This is a genomic window from Acidovorax sp. 1608163, assembly GCF_003669015.1.
Classification (GTDB): Bacteria; Pseudomonadota; Gammaproteobacteria; order Burkholderiales; family Burkholderiaceae_C; genus Acidovorax.
On sequence record NZ_CP033069.1, the window covers coordinates 2,519,191 to 2,534,954 of the forward strand.

10 protein-coding genes are annotated in these 15,764 nt (G+C 63.4%); 6 read left to right on the forward strand and 4 right to left on the reverse strand.

Features of this window, described 5'->3' with window-relative positions:
• The first annotated feature begins 15 nt into the window (after positions 1–15).
• Positions 16–1,086 carry an AI-2E family transporter gene (locus tag EAG14_RS11245; RefSeq protein ID WP_099741041.1) on the forward strand — a complete coding sequence of 357 codons (1,071 nt, stop codon included), beginning with the start codon at positions 16–18 and terminating at the stop codon, positions 1,084–1,086.
• 843 nt (positions 1,087–1,929) lie between these two features.
• Positions 1,930–2,310 (forward strand): PilZ domain-containing protein, encoded by a 381-nt coding sequence (locus tag EAG14_RS11255; protein ID WP_099655331.1) that lies wholly within the window; start codon positions 1,930–1,932, stop codon positions 2,308–2,310.
• Positions 2,311–2,398: 88 nt separating this feature from the next.
• Here the strand turns inward: EAG14_RS11255 and EAG14_RS11260 are convergent, their stop codons facing one another.
• Both EAG14_RS11260 and hrpA read right to left on the reverse strand, forming a co-directional pair.
• Positions 2,399–4,090: a long-chain fatty acid--CoA ligase gene (locus tag EAG14_RS11260; RefSeq protein WP_121728902.1), complete on the reverse strand. Its 1,692-nt coding sequence runs from the start codon at positions 4,088–4,090 to the stop codon at positions 2,399–2,401.
• A 208-nt stretch (positions 4,091–4,298) separates the two neighbouring features.
• On the reverse strand, positions 4,299–8,396 hold the full coding sequence (gene hrpA / locus EAG14_RS11265; RefSeq protein WP_371414344.1) for an ATP-dependent RNA helicase HrpA: 4,098 nt from the start codon (positions 8,394–8,396) through the stop codon (positions 4,299–4,301).
• A gap of 346 nt (positions 8,397–8,742) precedes the next feature.
• Here hrpA and EAG14_RS11270 point away from each other — a divergent pair, with 346 nt between their 5' ends.
• The 3 genes from EAG14_RS11270 to argA all read left to right on the forward strand — a co-directional run bounded on the left by EAG14_RS11270 (position 8,743) and on the right by argA (position 12,578).
• Positions 8,743–8,988, forward strand: coding sequence for a hypothetical protein (locus tag EAG14_RS11270; RefSeq protein ID WP_099655328.1), 246 nt, complete (start codon positions 8,743–8,745; stop codon positions 8,986–8,988).
• The gene (locus EAG14_RS11275; protein WP_240456756.1) at positions 8,981–11,116 is read left to right on the forward strand and encodes an AAA family ATPase; all 2,136 of its coding nucleotides are present in this window, start codon (positions 8,981–8,983) and stop codon (positions 11,114–11,116) included. The genes EAG14_RS11270 and EAG14_RS11275 overlap by 8 nt, the downstream gene beginning before the upstream one ends.
• Before the next feature lie 115 nt (positions 11,117–11,231).
• On the forward strand, positions 11,232–12,578 hold the full coding sequence (argA, locus tag EAG14_RS11280) for an amino-acid N-acetyltransferase (RefSeq protein ID WP_121728904.1): 1,347 nt from the start codon (positions 11,232–11,234) through the stop codon (positions 12,576–12,578).
• A 108-nt stretch (positions 12,579–12,686) separates the two neighbouring features.
• On the opposite strand, the gene EAG14_RS11285 is transcribed toward argA, so the two are convergent.
• Together EAG14_RS11285 and EAG14_RS11290 are read right to left on the reverse strand one after the other, a co-directional pair.
• A complete protein-coding gene (locus EAG14_RS11285) occupies positions 12,687–13,553 on the reverse strand; it encodes an HDOD domain-containing protein (RefSeq protein WP_233194838.1) in 867 nt (288 codons plus the stop codon).
• Between the two features lie 171 nt (positions 13,554–13,724).
• On the reverse strand, positions 13,725–14,672 hold the full coding sequence (locus EAG14_RS11290) for a LysR family transcriptional regulator (protein ID WP_099655325.1): 948 nt from the start codon (positions 14,670–14,672) through the stop codon (positions 13,725–13,727).
• Between the two features lie 227 nt (positions 14,673–14,899).
• Here EAG14_RS11290 and EAG14_RS11295 point away from each other — a divergent pair, with 227 nt between their 5' ends.
• Positions 14,900–15,514 (forward strand): FMN-dependent NADH-azoreductase, encoded by a 615-nt coding sequence (locus tag EAG14_RS11295; protein WP_099658604.1) that lies wholly within the window; start codon positions 14,900–14,902, stop codon positions 15,512–15,514.
• Positions 15,515–15,764: the final 250 nt, after the last annotated feature.

Here is a 15,764-nt window from a genome sequence, read left to right on the forward strand (position 1 = left end):
GCCCCCAAAGGCTCTATGACCCAACACCCGCTCCAGCAAAAAACCTTTCTGCTTTTGCTAACGCTCGTCACCGTTGCGTTTGGCGCCATCCTCTGGCAATTTCACGGTGCGATCTTCTGGGGCATGGTGCTGGCCATTCTGTTTGCCCCATTGCACCGCAAAATGCTGCGGCGCATGCCCCGGCGCGAGAATCTGGCTGCCCTGTGCACCCTGGGCCTGTGCTTGGTGGTGGTGATCTTGCCCATGTCGCTGATCACGGTCTCGCTGGTCCAAGAGGCCAACGCCATCTACGAACGGCTGCGCTCTGGGCAACTCAATTTTGGTGCGTACTTCCAGCAAATCGTCGCGGCCTTGCCGACCTGGGCCGTCGGGCTGCTGGAGCGCCTGAACCTCACCAGCGTGGCCCAGATTCAACAAAAGCTGTCGTCTGTGGCCGTACAGGCAAGCCAAATCATCGCCACCCAGGCTGTCAGCATCGGACAAAACACCCTGGAGTTTCTGGTGGGCTTCGGCATCATGCTGTACCTGCTGTTTTTCCTGCTGCGTGACGGACGCAGCCTGGCGCTGCGCATTGGGCAAGCCACCCCTCTGGACAACGAGCACAAGAAACAGCTCGTCACCAAATTCACCACCGTCATTCGCGCCACCGTCAAGGGCAACATCGTGGTGGCCGCATCACAAGGCGCCTTGGGTGGCTTGATCTTCTGGATTCTGGGCATCCAGGGCCCCGTGCTGTGGGGCGTGCTGATGGCCTTCTTGTCCCTGCTGCCCGCCGTGGGCGCTGGCCTGATCTGGGTGCCCGTCGCCATCTACTTTCTGGCCACTGGCGCGGTTTGGCAGGGGGTCGTGCTCACGCTGTTTGGCGTGTGCGTGATCGGGCTGGTAGACAACATCCTGCGCCCCATTTTGGTCGGCAAAGACACCAAAATGCCCGACTACGTGGTGCTCATCTCCACATTGGGCGGGATGGCCATGTTTGGGCTGACAGGCTTCGTGATTGGCCCCACCATTGCAGCCCTTTTCATGGCCAGCTGGGATTTGTTGGCTTCTTCAGAAGAAAGCCAGCAAGCCCCACCTGCCGCCTGAGACTCACTCAGAGCGGCTAACTAAACTCCCCTGGCGTCGTTGCCTCGCCTTGGCGTACTGCTTGTACTGCCTGCGGCGAAACGCCTAGCCAGAGCCGCTTCGCTTAGCTTAGCTTTGTTAGCTGCTCTCAGTCCCTGTGACCACCGCCATGCCCACGCCCGTGGCCACGGTGGTCATCATGGTCCCCTCGGTCGTGGCCACGACCACGCCCAGGCCGCTCATCGTGGTGGTCATTCCGATCCCCGCGGGACGGGCCGCCATAGTGGGGACCACGGGGCGGCTGACGGCGGGGCGGCTCCTGCACAAAGTACACGGGCTGGCCACAGGCGTTGTAGCGCGCGCAATGCTTCCCCCAGTTTTTGGCATGCCCAGGCGGTACGTACATGTAAATAGGCGCACGCTGAACCGGCATTTGGGGACGGTGGATGATCAAAGGCTCGGCATAGATCAATGCCGGGGGCGCTGCATTGCCAATCTGGATGCGGCCATAAACGCCCGGAACGATCTGCCCATCCACCGTGGCGTTCACATAGGCTTGTGCATTAGCGCCGCCCGCCGCCAGCAGCAATACGATAGAGGCGCCCACAGCGGGGCATGCGCGGTTGAAAAAACCCATCACTCACTCCAATGATTTTAATTCATCCCGTTTGTAACCAGCCCTGAGCCAAAGCATGGCAATTGGCCTGCTTTTTTTGTAACCACAGGGTTTTTGACTCTTTGTCAGGGCGTGCGGGCCATTTTTGTGTATGGAGCCGGATTCGATGAAACCCTGGGAAAAGTGCTGGAGGACGGAAGGGCTTTGGATTAGGATGGTTCGCACCATCCCGGCCCAGGAGACCGCACATGCCCCACGAACGCCGCCACTACGTGCGCGTGCAATTTGACGCACCAGCGCTGTTGACCATCGCCACCGCAGCCTTCAGCGTGCAAGTTCTTGACCTATCGCTCAAAGGCGCACTGGTGACCCTGCCCGACAACGCCATGGTGCCCGCAGGCATGCCCTGCCAGCTCACGGTGCCGCTGGCAGAAACTGGCGACCACATCTCCATGACCGCCGGCATTGCCCATGTGGACGGCAACCATGCTGGGCTGCTGTGCCGAAGCATTGACCTTGACAGCGTCACCCACCTGCGGCGCTTGATTGAATTGCAGCTGGGTGACCCCGCTCTGCTGGAGCGAGACTTGGCAGAGCTGATCCAGGTATCGGTCAGCTCAGGCAACTGACCCACTTCACACCTGACAAACGCCAGCCGCTGGCTCTGCTGAACCCGTCATTTCACCCAAAGCCAAGGCAAGAGCAGCGCGAGCCCCATCAACTCGGCGCCACCTCACGCTCTTGAAGGGTGCGCCACATCACCTTGCCGCTGCCGCTCTTGGGCAGCGCATCCACAAACTGCACAATGCGCGGCACCTTGTAGACCGCCATGTTCTCGCGGCACCAGTCCATGATCTGCTGCTCGGTAGTGTCTTTGTGCGATGCACGCAGCACCACCACCGCCTTCACCGTCTCCCCCCGATAGCTGTCCTTGCTCGCGATGATGCAGGCCTCCTGGATTGCGGGGTGGCGGAACATCAGCGCCTCCACCTCGGCAGGCCACACCTTGAAGCCGCTGGCGTTGATCATGCGCTTCAAGCGATCGGTCAGAAAAAAGTAGCCCTCCTCGTCCATGCGCCCCAGATCACCTGAGCGAAAGAAGCGCTTGCCCTCGAACTCGATAAAAGCCGACGCTGTGGCATCCGGTCGCTTCCAGTAGCCCTCAAACACCTCGGGGCCGTGGATGATGATTTCACCCTGCTCACCCACAGCCAGCTCCTGCAGCGTGTCGGGGTCGACCACTCGCGCATCGGTGCTCATGAACGGAATGCCCAGGCACTGCTGCTTGGGGTGGTCGGGGGGGTTGGAGTGCGATGGCGCCGCCGTCTCCGTCAGGCCGTAGCCTTCTGAGTACCGCAGCCCATACTGCTCCAACAGACGCTGCGCCACCGCTTGCGGCATCGCAGCCCCACCGCCGCCGATGTAGACCAGGCTCGACAAGTCGTAGCTCGCAAAGTTCGGACTGCCCAGCAAGTCAATGACCATGGTGGGGATGTTGGTCCAGTTCGTCACCTGGTAGCGTGATATCAAGCGCCCAGCCAGGTCCCGGTCCCAGCGCGGCATGACCACGATGGTGGCAGCACTGTAGATGGATGCGTGCATCACGCTCACCATGCCAGTGATATGGAACATGGGCACCACGGCCAGCGTCACGTTGTCCACCGAGCCCGTGCCCCACAGACTGCTGGCCACAGCGTTGTGCATGATGCTTTTGTGCAAGTGCATGCACCCCTTGGGCAGGCCCGTGGTGCCGCTGGTGTAGGGCAGCAGCGCCAGGTCATTCGGCCCCACAACCAGCTCAGGCGGCGCATCGACACAGGCCAAGGCCTCCGTCCAGTCATGGGCCTGGCCTCCATCCAGTACTGGCAGGGGGTGGCGCGTGCCCAGCCATTCGCGCCAAGCCTCAGGCGGAGCATCAGCGCCCGCCACATCCACATCAAACGCATCACTGAACTGCGCCACCACCAGGTGCGCGAGGCGCTCAGCGGGCGGCAGCGCGTTGCTGGCTTTGGCCAGTTCTGGCGCCAAGTCGCCGGTGGTGAAGGCTACCCTGGTGTCCGGGTCGGTGATGTAGTGCTTCAGCTCCTCAGCCCGGTTCATCGGATTGACGGGCACCACCACCGCATTGGCCCGCAAGATGGCAAAGTGCGCCATCACCAGTTGCGGGCAATTCTGCATGCACAGCACCACGCGATCACCCCGCTGCACGCCCAACGCAGCCAGCCGGGCTGCCATGCGCTCGGCGCCCTCCATCAACTGCCGATAGCTCAGCGACCGGCCAAAAAAGACCAGGGCCGCCTTGTCTGGATAGCGGCGCGCGCTGATCGCCAAGTTGTCCCAAAGCGAAGTCGATGGGACAGTGATGGATTTGGGCAAGCGATGGGGCCAGAACTGGTAGTGAGGGCGCATGGATTACAGATCTCCTTGAGCCTGCAAGCCTAGAGGCCTCGCCAGTGGGGAGCAATGGGGGATGCCCCGCGCCTGCGTCGCCAAGGTGACCGCAAGCGATACTGCGGCCTGCGTCAGCCCTTGCCGCACGCGCGCACTGCGGTCTTCGCTGTGGTCAAACAGTGGCGAAAAGCAGGCCGTCCCCAGGCCACAGAAAACCGACGCAATATCAGCTCTGGATCTGCGCCCACAGCTTGTCCAGCCGCTTCACGCTCACCGGCTGGGGTGTGCGCAGCTCTTGCGCAAAGAAGCTCACACGCAACTCCTCCAGCAGCCAGCGCAGCTCTTGCATGCGCGCATCCACCGCACCCTTGCGCTCGGCCACCAGGCGCCAGTAGCGCTGCTCTTGCGGGCGCAGCTCGGCCAGCTTGGCGGCATCGCGGGCGGGGTCGGCGCGGTATTTGTCCAGGCGCAGGGTGATGGCCTTGAGGTAGCGCGCGTAGTGGGCCAGCTGCGCCCACGGCGCCACGGCGATGAAGTTCTTAGGCACCAGGCGTTGCAGTTGCTGCAAGGCGTCCGCTGTCGCGTCAGGCGCGTTCTTGGTGTCCTTGATCTTGCGGGCGGCTGCCGCGTATTCGGTGAGGATGGTGGCGGCCAGGCGCGCGACTTCGTTGGCGATCAAGGTCAGGCGCCCTCGCCCTTCTTCCACGCGGCGTTTGAAGTCGAACTCATCGGTGGGCAGGGGGTCGAGCAAAAAGGCGCGGTCCAGCGCCACGTCGATGATCTGGGTGCGCAACTCTTCCTGCGTCCCCAGCGGCATGTAGGCCACGGCCATCTTCTGCAGGTCGGGGATGTTCTTTTCGAGGTACTTGAGCGCGTCCTTGATCTGCAGCGCAAACAGACGGCGCAGGCCCGCGCGGTGTTTGGCGGCGGCCACCTCGGGTTCATCGAAGACCTCGATGGTGACGCCATCGCCGCCATCAATCAGCGCAGGGAAGCCCACCAGCGTCTGCCCGCCCTTCTTGATCTCCATGAGCTCAGGCAGCTCACCAAACGTCCAGCTCGTGTAACGCTGGCCTGCCGGGGCCGATGGCGCAGCGCTTGCCGGTTTTGTCGAGACGGGGTTTGCGCCTTTTACTCCTGATTTGATAGCTTCTTGCGCTTTATTATCAAGCGCTGGGGGCATATTTGATTCAGATTTCTCGCTGTGTGCAGCCACAGCACCCAACTTCAGACCTGCCAGCGCCTGGAACGCACCGCGCGCCTTGGCACCCCATTCGGCCTTGAGGGCGCCCAGGTTGCGGCCATGGCCGAGCTGGCGGCCGTGTTCATCGACAACGCGGAAGTTCATGAACAGATGCGGGCTGAGCATGTCGAGCTTGAAGTCGGCGCGCTTCACGTCGAGCGAGGTCTCGTCGCGCACCTGCTTGAGCAGCGCATCGGTGAGGCTGCCGGTGCCAAAGCGCTCGGGCGCGTTGAACAGCTCGGCCAGCCGCGCGGCCGATTCGGGCAGCGGCACGAAGCGGCTGCGCGGGCGCTGGTGCAGGCTCTTGAGCAGCGCCTGGATCTTGTCCTTGAGCATGCCGGGCACCAGCCATTCGCAGCGCTCGTCGCTCACCTGGTTGAGCACGAAGAGCGGGATGGTCACGGTGATGCCATCGCGCGCATCGCCGGGCTCGTGCAGGTAGGTGGCGGCGCAGTCCACGCCGCCCAGGCGCACGGTTTTGGGAAACGCGTTGGTGGTGATGCCTGCGGCCTCGTGGCGCATCAGCTCCTCGCGGGTGAGCTTGAGCAGCTCGGGCCGCTTTTTACTTTCCTCGCGGTACCAGGCCTCAAAACTGTGGCCGCTGCACACCTCGGGCGGCAGTTGCTGGTCGTAGAAGGCGTAGATGAGTTCGTCGTCCACGAGCACGTCCTGGCGGCGGGACTTGTGCTCCAGCTCTTCGACCTTGGCAATGAGCTTCTGGTTGGCGGCCAGGAAGGGCAGCTTGGTCTCCCAGTTGCAGCCGACCAGGGCCTCGCGGATGAAGATCTCGCGTGCGGCGTAGGGATCGACCTTGCCGAAGTTCACACGGCGGTTGTTGTAGACCACGATGCCATACAGCGTGGCGCGCTCCAGCGCCACCACCTCGGCCGACTTCTTTTCCCAGTGCGGGTCCAGCAGCTGCTTCTTCAGCAAATGGCCACCCATCTGCTCCAGCCACTGCGGCTCGATGGCGGCAATGCCCCGGCCGAACAGGCGCGTGGTCTCGACCAGCTCCGACGCGATGATCCAGCGCCCGGGCTTCTTGCTCAGGTGCGCACCGGGGTGCTTGTAGAACTTGATGCCCCGCGCGCCCAGGTACCAGTCTTCCTCGTCGCCCTTGGCGCCCACGTTGCCCAACAGCCCGGCCAGCATGGACAGGTGCAGTTGCTCATAGCTCGCAGGCTGGGTGTTGATCTGCCACTTGTGCTCGGTCACCACGGTGAGCAGTTGGGTGTGAATGTCGCGCCACTCGCGCAGGCGGCGGATGCTGATGAAGTTCTGGCGCAGCAGCTGCTCGTACTGGCGGTTGCTCAGCTTATGGGTAGCGGCTGGGGCGGCAGTGGATGGGGCAGGCGCGGCCACAGGGCTGCCACCGCCACTGCGCTGCGCCACGGGCAAAAAGGCCTGTGAGGGCGCCTTGTGCGCGGCCATGGCCTTCTGCGCGCGGGCCGACGGCAGGCTGGGTGCCCCGCCCCGGGCCTCGTTGATCCATTTCCACAGCTTGAGGTAGCCGCTGAACTCGCTCTTGTCGTCGTCGAACTTGGCGTGTGCCTGGTCGGCCTGTTGCTGGGCTTCCAGCGGCCGGTCGCGCACGTCCTGCACGCTCAGGGCACTGGCAATCACCAACACCTCCTCCAGCGCCTTGCGGTCGCGCGCCTCGATGATCATGCGGCCCACGCGGGGGTCGAGCGGCAGGCGCGACAGCTCCGTGCCCATGGGGGTCAGCTCGTTGGCATCGTCCACCGCACCCAGCTCGGCCAGCAACTGGTAGCCGTCGGCAATCGCACGGCCCGAGGGCGCCTCGATGAACGGGAACTGCACCACATCGCCCAGGTGCAGCGACTTCATGCGCAGGATCACGCCTGCGAGAGATGAACGCAGGATTTCCGGGTCGGTAAAACGCGGGCGGCCGTTGAAGTCGGCCTCGTCGTACAGGCGGATGCAGATGCCGTTGGCCACCCGGCCGCAGCGGCCCGCACGCTGGTTGGCGGCGGCCTGGCTGATGGGCTCCACCAGCAGCTGCTCCACCTTGCTGCGGAAGCTGTAACGCTTCACGCGCGCTGTGCCTGCGTCAATCACGTAGCGAATTCCAGGCACGGTGAGCGAGGTCTCGGCCACGTTGGTGGCCAGCACGATGCGGCGGCCGGTGTGGCCATCAAAGATGCGGTCCTGCTCGGCCTGACTGAGGCGCGCAAACAGCGGCAGCACCTCGGCATTGCGCATTACGGGCTGGTGCGACAGGTGCTTGCGCAGGTGGTCGGCGGCCTCGCGGATCTCGCGCTCGCCGGGCAAAAAGACCAGGATGTCGCCCGCCGCATTCCCCTGCCAGAGTTCGTCCACGCCATCGGCAATGGCCTCGTTCAGGCCGTAGTCGCGGCTGTCTTCAAACGGGCGATAGCGTTGCTCCACCGGGAAGGTGCGGCCCGACACCATGATGACCGGTGCTGGACCCTTGGCACTTTCAAAGTGCTTTGCGAACCGGTCAGCATCGATGGTGGCCGACGTGACGATGACCTTGAGGTCCGGTCGGCGCGGCAGGATCTGGCGGATGTAGCCCAGCAGGAAGTCAATGTTGAGGCTGCGTTCGTGCGCCTCGTCGATGATGATGGTGTCGTAATTCTTGAGCAGAGGATCGGTCTGCGTCTCGGCCAGCAAGATGCCGTCGGTCATGAGCTTGACGGAGGCATCCCGGCTCAGGCGGTCCTGGAACCGCACCTTGAAGCCCACCACGTCCCCCAGTGGCGTTTTCAGCTCTTCGGCAATGCGCTTGGCCACGCTGCTGGCGGCAATGCGGCGCGGCTGGGTGTGGCCAATCAGCTGCCCTTTCTGTCCCGGCTTGGCATTGCACTTGCCACGGCCCAGCGCCAGTGCAATCTTGGGCAGCTGGGTGGTCTTGCCCGAGCCGGTTTCGCCGCACACGATGATGACCTGGTGCTGGGTGATGGCCTCCATGATCTCGTCGCGCTTGCCCGACACGGGCAGGGATTCGGGGAATTCGATGCGTAGAGGGGCTGCGGACTGGGCAGCAGGCGGGGCGGAAGCGGGGGAAGACTCGGACAAACGCGGATCAGAAGAAGACATAGCCCCGCATTATCGGCAGCACGCCCCTGTGCCAAGGCGCCCTGCCCTTCCGTTTTGTGCGTTTGGCGCGACATTTTTAGCCTCGCTCGGGCCATTTGGCTTGCAGGCAAGGCACTGCGCCGCCACAATCGCGCCTTCTTTCAAGCAAAGCCTGCCACCCCGGCACGGCGCTGAAAGCACTGGAGGTCCCGATATGTCTGCCAACTTCTTCGCACACACCTGACCACAGTCCACCGCCCCGGCTGGACTGTGCACACTCAGTTCAGCCACGGCTCAGCGCTTTCGTTTGCGCTCCACAAGCCCTGGCTACATCGCCGGGGTTTTTTGTTTGTGGAACGCACAACGTATGAGTGCAAAAAAACTGTCTCGGGCCTACGCCCAGGGTGAAATCAAAAAGCTGCGCCGCATGAAGCAGCCCCTGGTGCTGAAACTCGAAGCCTCGGGCCCGCCCCGAAACCCTGTGGCCGCCGCCATGGCCCAACGCAGCCTGTCCAGTGCAGCGGGCAAGCACATCCGAACCCGTGGGGCCCAGCGCCGTGCGGACAACGTCGCCTTGCGCAAGGCGATTCAAAACCAGATATTCAATGACTGAACCGAATCCGTACTCCAACGGGTCGCTCTTGCACGCAGCCCACGGGCTGCAGGGGCGGCTCACCCAGGGCTTCGGCCCTCACCAGCCCGCAGGGGCGGCACAGGCAAAGGCAGGTGCTGCGGCAGCCCAAGCTGTCCTGGGTCCATCCGCCCCATCCGACCCATCTGGCCAGCCCATCTCGCACAACCCACCTACTACAGCCACGCTGGCCTTGCGCCAGCAAACCCTGGCCCATGCCGCTGCGCAGCTCAAGGCAGAGCTGTTTGGCATCGACGATGTGATTGACCGTGTCATCGACGCCATCCGCGCCTGGTACGTGCTGCCGCAGCTCATCAGCCGCCCGGTCATCGTCTGCCTGTGGGGACTGACAGGCACGGGCAAGACCCAGCTCACGCGGCGCCTGGCCCAGCTGCTGGGCTTTTACGACCGCTTTGTTGAAGTGCAGATGGATGGCTTCAGCCACGGCGCCAGCTACCGCAGCTCCACCATCTCAGGCATGCTGAGTGACTCCGGCATCCACGAAGGCGCGCCAGGCATGCTGGTGCTGGACGAGTTCCAGCGCTTTCGCACAGTGGATACCAAAGGTGGGGATGTGAAGGTGGAGCGCTACCAGGACGTGTGGACGCTGCTGTCAGACGGGCGCCTGCCACCTGCGCTCAGCGCGCTGTCCAACATTGAGCGCAAGCTGGCCGATGCCCAGTACGACGCAGAGCGGGCCGAGGACGAGGAGGACGAAAAACGCACGGGCAAGGCCGCCTACCGCTTTCAGCTGGACGCATGGGACGCGCAGGAACTCAAACGCATGCTCAAGCTGCAAGAGCCCCTGGGCGAGATCATGCAGTGGCCCTCCGGCAAGGTGCAGTCGCTCTACGCCCGCTTCCAGCAGTCCAGCCAGGCCTGGGAGACGGACTACAGCAAGCTGCTGGTGTTTGTGTGCGGCAACCTGGACGAGATGTACCACGAGACCGCACAGCGGGTGGAAGACTGCGACACCGACGCCGACATCTTTCACCGCCTGACCCGCAAGCTCTCGCTCATTGACGTGAAAAAGGCGCTGGGCGAACGCTTCAAGCCCGAGCAAATTGCGCGGCTGGGCAACGAGCATGTGATCTACCCCTCGTTCAGCAAAGCCACGTACGAGCGCCTCATCCAGAATCTGTGCCACCGCTATGTGCACGACATTGCCGCCCAATGTGGTGTGCAGTTCCACATCGGGCAAGACCTGCGCGATGAGCTGTACGCCAACGCAGTGTTTCCGGCGCAGGGCACGCGGCCGCTGTTTTCTTCGGTGCACGCCATCCTCAGCGCCAACCTGGTGAACGCGGCGCTGTGGGTGCTGGAACAACAATTGCCCCTGGCCCAGACCTTTGCCATTGGCCTGAGCCCAGACAAGCGCGAATTGCGGGTGTCCGGGCGGGACGCGAGCGGAACCGAGCAAGAGAGCCGCTTTGCAGTCTCTTTGGAGCTGAACCGGCTCAAGCAGCGGGCCAATGCCGATTTTCGGGCGCTGCTGGCGGTGCACGAGGCGGGCCATGCACTGGTGTACTGCCTGTTGTTTGGCCAGGCGCCGCAAGAGGTCAAGATCAACATTGCCTCGTTCGAAGGTGGCTACAACAGCTTTGCGGGCCTGAAGGTCACCACGCGGCAAAACGCACTGGACATGATGTGCGTGGGCCTTGCCGGGCGCGTGGCCGAAGCCATGGTGTTTGGCGAGATGGCCTGCACCACGGGCGCCGAGCAGGACTACAAGCAGGTCACGGCGGAAGCTGCCCGCTATGTCAGGCACCTGGGTTTTGATGGCCGCATCAGCCGCACCGATGTGACGCTGGAAATGGACAACCACATCAACACCGATGTGGCGCCCAGCAACGCTGCGATTGAAGCCCTGCTGCAAACGCAGTACCAGCGTGCGCAAGCACTGCTGAGCGAACACCAGGCAGCGCTCAACGCCCTGGTCAGTGCGCTGATGGAGCACGGCATGATCGTCCAGACCGAGATGCAGCAACTGCTGTGGGCCCAAGGGCTGCAGATTCGCTCCAGTGCCCCGGTGGGGGCGGATGAGACGCTGGTGCTGGAGCCCTTTGCGCAGCGGCTGGCCCAATTTCAGGGCCAGTGCGCGGCGCAATGAGCGGTTTGTCACGCACAAACTTGCTTTGCATGCTTATGATGCGCGACTTGGCGACCCAGAGCGGTCGCCTTTCGCCGTCTGCCATGCTCCCACCCTGAGGCCCCGTCCCACTGCCATGTCCGCTGTTTTCAACTTCACTTTCGTGCCCTGGTTTCGCTCTGTGGCGCCTTACATCCACAAGTTTCGCAACCAGACCTTTGTGATCGGGCTGACGGGTGAGGCGATTGCGGCGGGCAAGCTGCACAACATTGCGCAAGACTTGGCGCTGATCCAGGCCATGGGCGTCAAGATCGTTCTGGTACACGGCTTCAGGCCCCAGGTGAACGAGCAGCTGGCCGCCAAGGGGCATGCGGCCAAGTATTCGCACGGCATCCGCATCACCGATTCGGTGGCGCTGGACTGCGCCCAGGAAGCCGCAGGCCAACTGCGCTACGAAATTGAAGCCGCCTTCAGCCAGGGGCTGCCCAACACGCCCATGGCAGGCGCTACGGTGCGCGTCATTTCGGGCAACTTCCTCACCGCACGGCCCGTGGGCATTGTGGATGGGGTGGATTTTCAGCACTCAGGCCTGGTGCGTAAGGTGGATGTGGCGGGCATCACCCGCACACTGGACATGGGCGCGCTGGTGCTGCTTTCGCCCTTTGGCTTTTCACCCACCGGCGAGGCCTTCAACCTGAGCATGGAAGAAGTGGCCACCAGCGTGGCGATTGAGCTGCAGGCCGACAAGCTGATCTTCTTGACCGAAGTGCCTGGCATCCGCATGCAGCCCGGCGAGCCCGAGAGCGAAGACAACCCCATCGACACCGAGCTGCCACTGGCCGCAGCCCAGGCCCTGCTGGCGCAGTTGCCCAGCGCCCAGGTACCGTCAGACACCGGCTTTTACCTGCAGCACTGCGTCAAGGCCTGCAAAGCCGGGGTGGAGCGCAGCCACATTCTGCCGTTCTCGGTGGACGGGTCGCTGCTGCTGGAGGTGTATGTGCACGATGGCATCGGCACCATGGTCATCGACGAAAAGCTCGAGGAACTGCGCGAAGCCACGATTGACGATGTGGGCGGCATCCTGCAGTTGATTGAGCCGTTTGAAAAAGACGGCACGCTGGTCAAGCGTGACCGCACCGAGATCGAGCGCGACATTGCCACCTACACCATCATCGACCACGACGGCGTGATTTTTGGCTGCGCCGCGCTGTACCCCTACCCCGAGGCCAAAACAGCCGAAATGGCTGCGGTCACCGTATCGCCCCAAAGCCAGGGTACGGGCGACGGCGAAAAGCTGCTCAAGCGTATCGAACAGCGCGCCCGCGCCATGGGGCTGGAAAGCATTTTTGTGCTGACCACCCGCACCATGCACTGGTTCATCAAACGCGGCTTCCAGCCCGTGGACCCCGACTGGCTGCCCGATGCCCGCAAGCGCAAATACAACTGGGACCGCAAGAGCCAGGTGCTGGTGAAAAAGCTGTAAACGCCCTTCTACGCCCCCAAAACCGAAACGGCCTGCGTTACACAACGCAGGCCGTTTGCTTTGGCGGGCCCTCCGCCCATGCCTGCCAGGCAAGGGGGAGCGAAGCGGCTACTGCATCACGCCTTCAAAGGCGGCGTACAGCTCGTCAATCCAGTGGTCCAACTCGTCCTGCGTTACGTGCAGGTGCTCCATGCAGGCCTGGCCGTGTTGCTGCCACTCGCGCGTGGGTGAAAGGTTTTCGTGGTGGTTGACCAGAAACTCGGCCAGCAAGCCCAGGGCGACCAAGTGCCGCACGGTCGCGTCAAACCGCTCATCGTTCAGGCAGGCAAAGTCGTGGTGCAACCAGATGGCCTGCGCCACCTCGGGCGGCAGGTGCCAGGTGCGCGCCACGATGGCGCCCATCACCGCATGGTCGGTGCGGTGGGATGCGTTCTCGGTCTGGGTGAAAGTGCGGTCTTTGCGGGCCAGGGCTTCGGTCACGGTGCCGGCGTAGCCTCGCACCGCCTTCACCAGCACGGGCATGCCCACATGGCAAAACAGCCCAAAGCTGTAGCCCAGCCCTGGGTCAAAGCTGTAGAGCTGGCGGCCAATGTGCTCGCAAGCAATGGCCTTGCGCTGCGAGCTTTCCCAAAAATGCTCCAGCAGCGGCGTGCGCACATGCAGCGCATTGCGGGTGATGAAGGCAGACAACAACTCCACCGAGGGTTGCAGGCCCAGCACCGTCAGGGCCATACCCACGGTTTGCACGGGTTGCGCCAGGGCATAAAGGGGGCTGTTGGCGGTGCGGATCAAGGCGGCAGCCATGGCAACGTCCGAAGACGCCAACTGCTCCATGGCGGCGGAGTCCAGCTCGGGCGCGGCAATGATCTCTTGCAGGCGCACCAGTGACTCGGGGCATGGCGGAATCACAATCGCCCGCACGCTGGGATGCGCCCGGGCCTTCTGGATGTCTTGGTCGATCAAATGAGAGGTCACGGCAGGTTGGCGTGCAGACACCGAAGCGGACATGGAGACGCCCTTCGATACGGTTTCAATTGGTTGCATTGTGCCGCCAAAACAGCCCCACGCCACGCAATAAGACCCAGAACAACGCTGGCAACAATCCGCTTGCCAAGCCCCTCATGGCGCGGCAAGCGCAGCCCCCGCTCAGATACCGGCGCCCTCCAGGCCCTGCAAATCGGCACGGGTGGCCAGGCTGTTGCGCCCCGGCATGGTCTCGCCCAGGTAGTCCAGAAAGCGCCGCACTGCAGGCGACAGACCCCGGCGCGAGGCAAACACCGCGTGCACGATGGCTGGCGGTGGCGCCCAGTCGGGCAGCACGCGCACCAGGCGGCGCTCGCGCATTTCCTCCTGGCACATGTAGTCGGGCAGCCAGCAAATGCCCGTGCCAGCCAGCGCAGCAAACTTGAGCGTGAGCAAATCGTCGGCCACATAGCGCGGTGTGTAGTGCACCACCTGGTGCACGCCGCCTGGGCCAATCAGGCTCCAGGTGGCGCGCCCGTCAGGGGCGGACATGGCAATGCTGTCAATGCGGGCGAGGTCCTCCAGGGTTTGAGGGGTGCCTTGGCGGATCAGCAAATCCGGGCTGGCCACCAGCACCTGCGTGGCCCGGTCCAGCCGTTTGACGACCATGCTGGCACTGTCCTCCAGCGAAGGGCGCACCCGCAGCGCCACGTCGATCCCCTCCTCCACCACATTCACCGCCCGGTTGCTCACCTGCATCTCCACCCGCACCAGCGGGTGCTGCGCCAAGAACGCGGGCATCAGCTCGGCCAACACGGTTTGGGCCAGCGTGACGGGGCAGCTCACGCGCACCGTGCCACGCGGCTCGGTTTGCACCTGGGCCACGGTGTCGGCTGCGGCCTGGGCCGATTCGCGCATGGCCTGGCAGTGCCGCAAATAGGCCTCGCCCACCTCGGTCAGCGAGAGCTTGCGCGTGGTGCGCTGCAGCAGGCGCACACCCAGGTGGGCTTCCAGATCAGACACCCGGCGCGAAAGGCGCGACTTGGGGATGCCCAGGGCCCGCCCGGCGGCCGCAAAGCCACCGCGCTCGACCACCTCGGCAAAGTACAGCATGTCGTTCAGGTCTTGCATGGGCCAGCCGTCCACAAGGGTTGAAAAGCCAAGGAATCAAGCGCAGGGAGCATGTATTGCGGCTTGCAAAGTCACGCGCACAGCCCCAATGCACTCACTCCGATTGTTCCATTTTTAGAACAATCTATCGCATTTGCGGCAGCTTATCAATCTTTGTGAGCCCCATCACAATTCACCCATGGCCGCAAAGTCTGGCGGCATCCACCATCGACATCACGGAAAACACCATGCAATTGCTTCACATCGACTCGTCTATCGCCGGCGCCGCCTCGGTTTCTCGCCAGCTCACTGCCCAGGTGGTGGATGCCTGGAAGGCCAGCCACCCCAACACCCAGGTGAGCTACCTGGACCTGGTGGCCAGTGCCCCCAACCACTTCACCATGGACGCCATGGCCCCCCGCACCGGCCAGACCGATGGCCTGAGCGAAGCCCAATTGCGCGAAAACGCTGTGTCCGAACAACTGGTGAGCCAGTTCCTGGCGGCAGACGTGGTGGTGATTGGCGCCCCGTTCTACAACTTCGGCATCCCCACCCAGCTCAAGGCCTGGATTGACCGCCTCGCCCAGCCCGGCCGCACCTTCAAGTACGGCGCCAACGGCCCCGAAGGCCTGGCCAAGGGCAAGATCGTGATCATTGCCTCGGCCCGTGGCGGTGTGTACTCCACCAGCGAAGGTGGCCGCGCCATGGAACACCAGGAAAGCTACCTGCAAACCGTAATGGGCTTCTTTGGCGTGACCGACGTGCGCTTTGTGCGCGCTGAAGGGGTCTCCATGGGCCCTGACGCCAAGGCCCAGGCGTTGGCCGCTGTGGCCCAGCAAATCAGCACGCACACCGCCGCCTGACCGGCCCGAAACAGCGCACAGTGCCCCTGCGCACAGCGCTCTGCAGCCCCGGCTTCCTGGCAACGCACCATGCGTGCCCAGGAAGCCGGGGCTTTTTTGCGCCCACTGCAGGATTGCAAACAATCTTCAAGTCTGTCCGGTCGCTGACCCAAGCCGAGACATTTGTGTATTAATGTAAATTCGGCATGACACGCTCCAGGCACTTTGGCTTGTTGGCGTGCGGTTTTCAGGGTGACCCGAGGTGCTTTGG

Bases quoted from the DNA above. Each gene is read 5' to 3' on its own strand.
- hrpA (WP_371414344.1), bottom strand. From the start codon at position 8,396: ATGTCTTCTTCTGATCCGCGTTTGTCCGAGTCTTCCCCCGCTTCCGCC.
- EAG14_RS11260 (WP_121728902.1), bottom strand. From the start codon at position 4,090: ATGCGCCCTCACTACCAGTTCTGGCCCCATCGCTTGCCCAAATCCATC.
- EAG14_RS11245 (WP_099741041.1), top strand. From the start codon at position 16: ATGACCCAACACCCGCTCCAGCAAAAAACCTTTCTGCTTTTGCTAACG.
- EAG14_RS11270 (WP_099655328.1), top strand. From the start codon at position 8,743: ATGAGTGCAAAAAAACTGTCTCGGGCCTACGCCCAGGGTGAAATCAAA.
- EAG14_RS11275 (WP_240456756.1), top strand. From the start codon at position 8,981: ATGACTGAACCGAATCCGTACTCCAACGGGTCGCTCTTGCACGCAGCC.
- EAG14_RS11295 (WP_099658604.1), top strand. From the start codon at position 14,900: ATGCAATTGCTTCACATCGACTCGTCTATCGCCGGCGCCGCCTCGGTT.
- argA (WP_121728904.1), top strand. From the start codon at position 11,232: ATGTCCGCTGTTTTCAACTTCACTTTCGTGCCCTGGTTTCGCTCTGTG.
- EAG14_RS11255 (WP_099655331.1), top strand. From the start codon at position 1,930: ATGCCCCACGAACGCCGCCACTACGTGCGCGTGCAATTTGACGCACCA.
- EAG14_RS11290 (WP_099655325.1), bottom strand. From the start codon at position 14,672: ATGCAAGACCTGAACGACATGCTGTACTTTGCCGAGGTGGTCGAGCGC.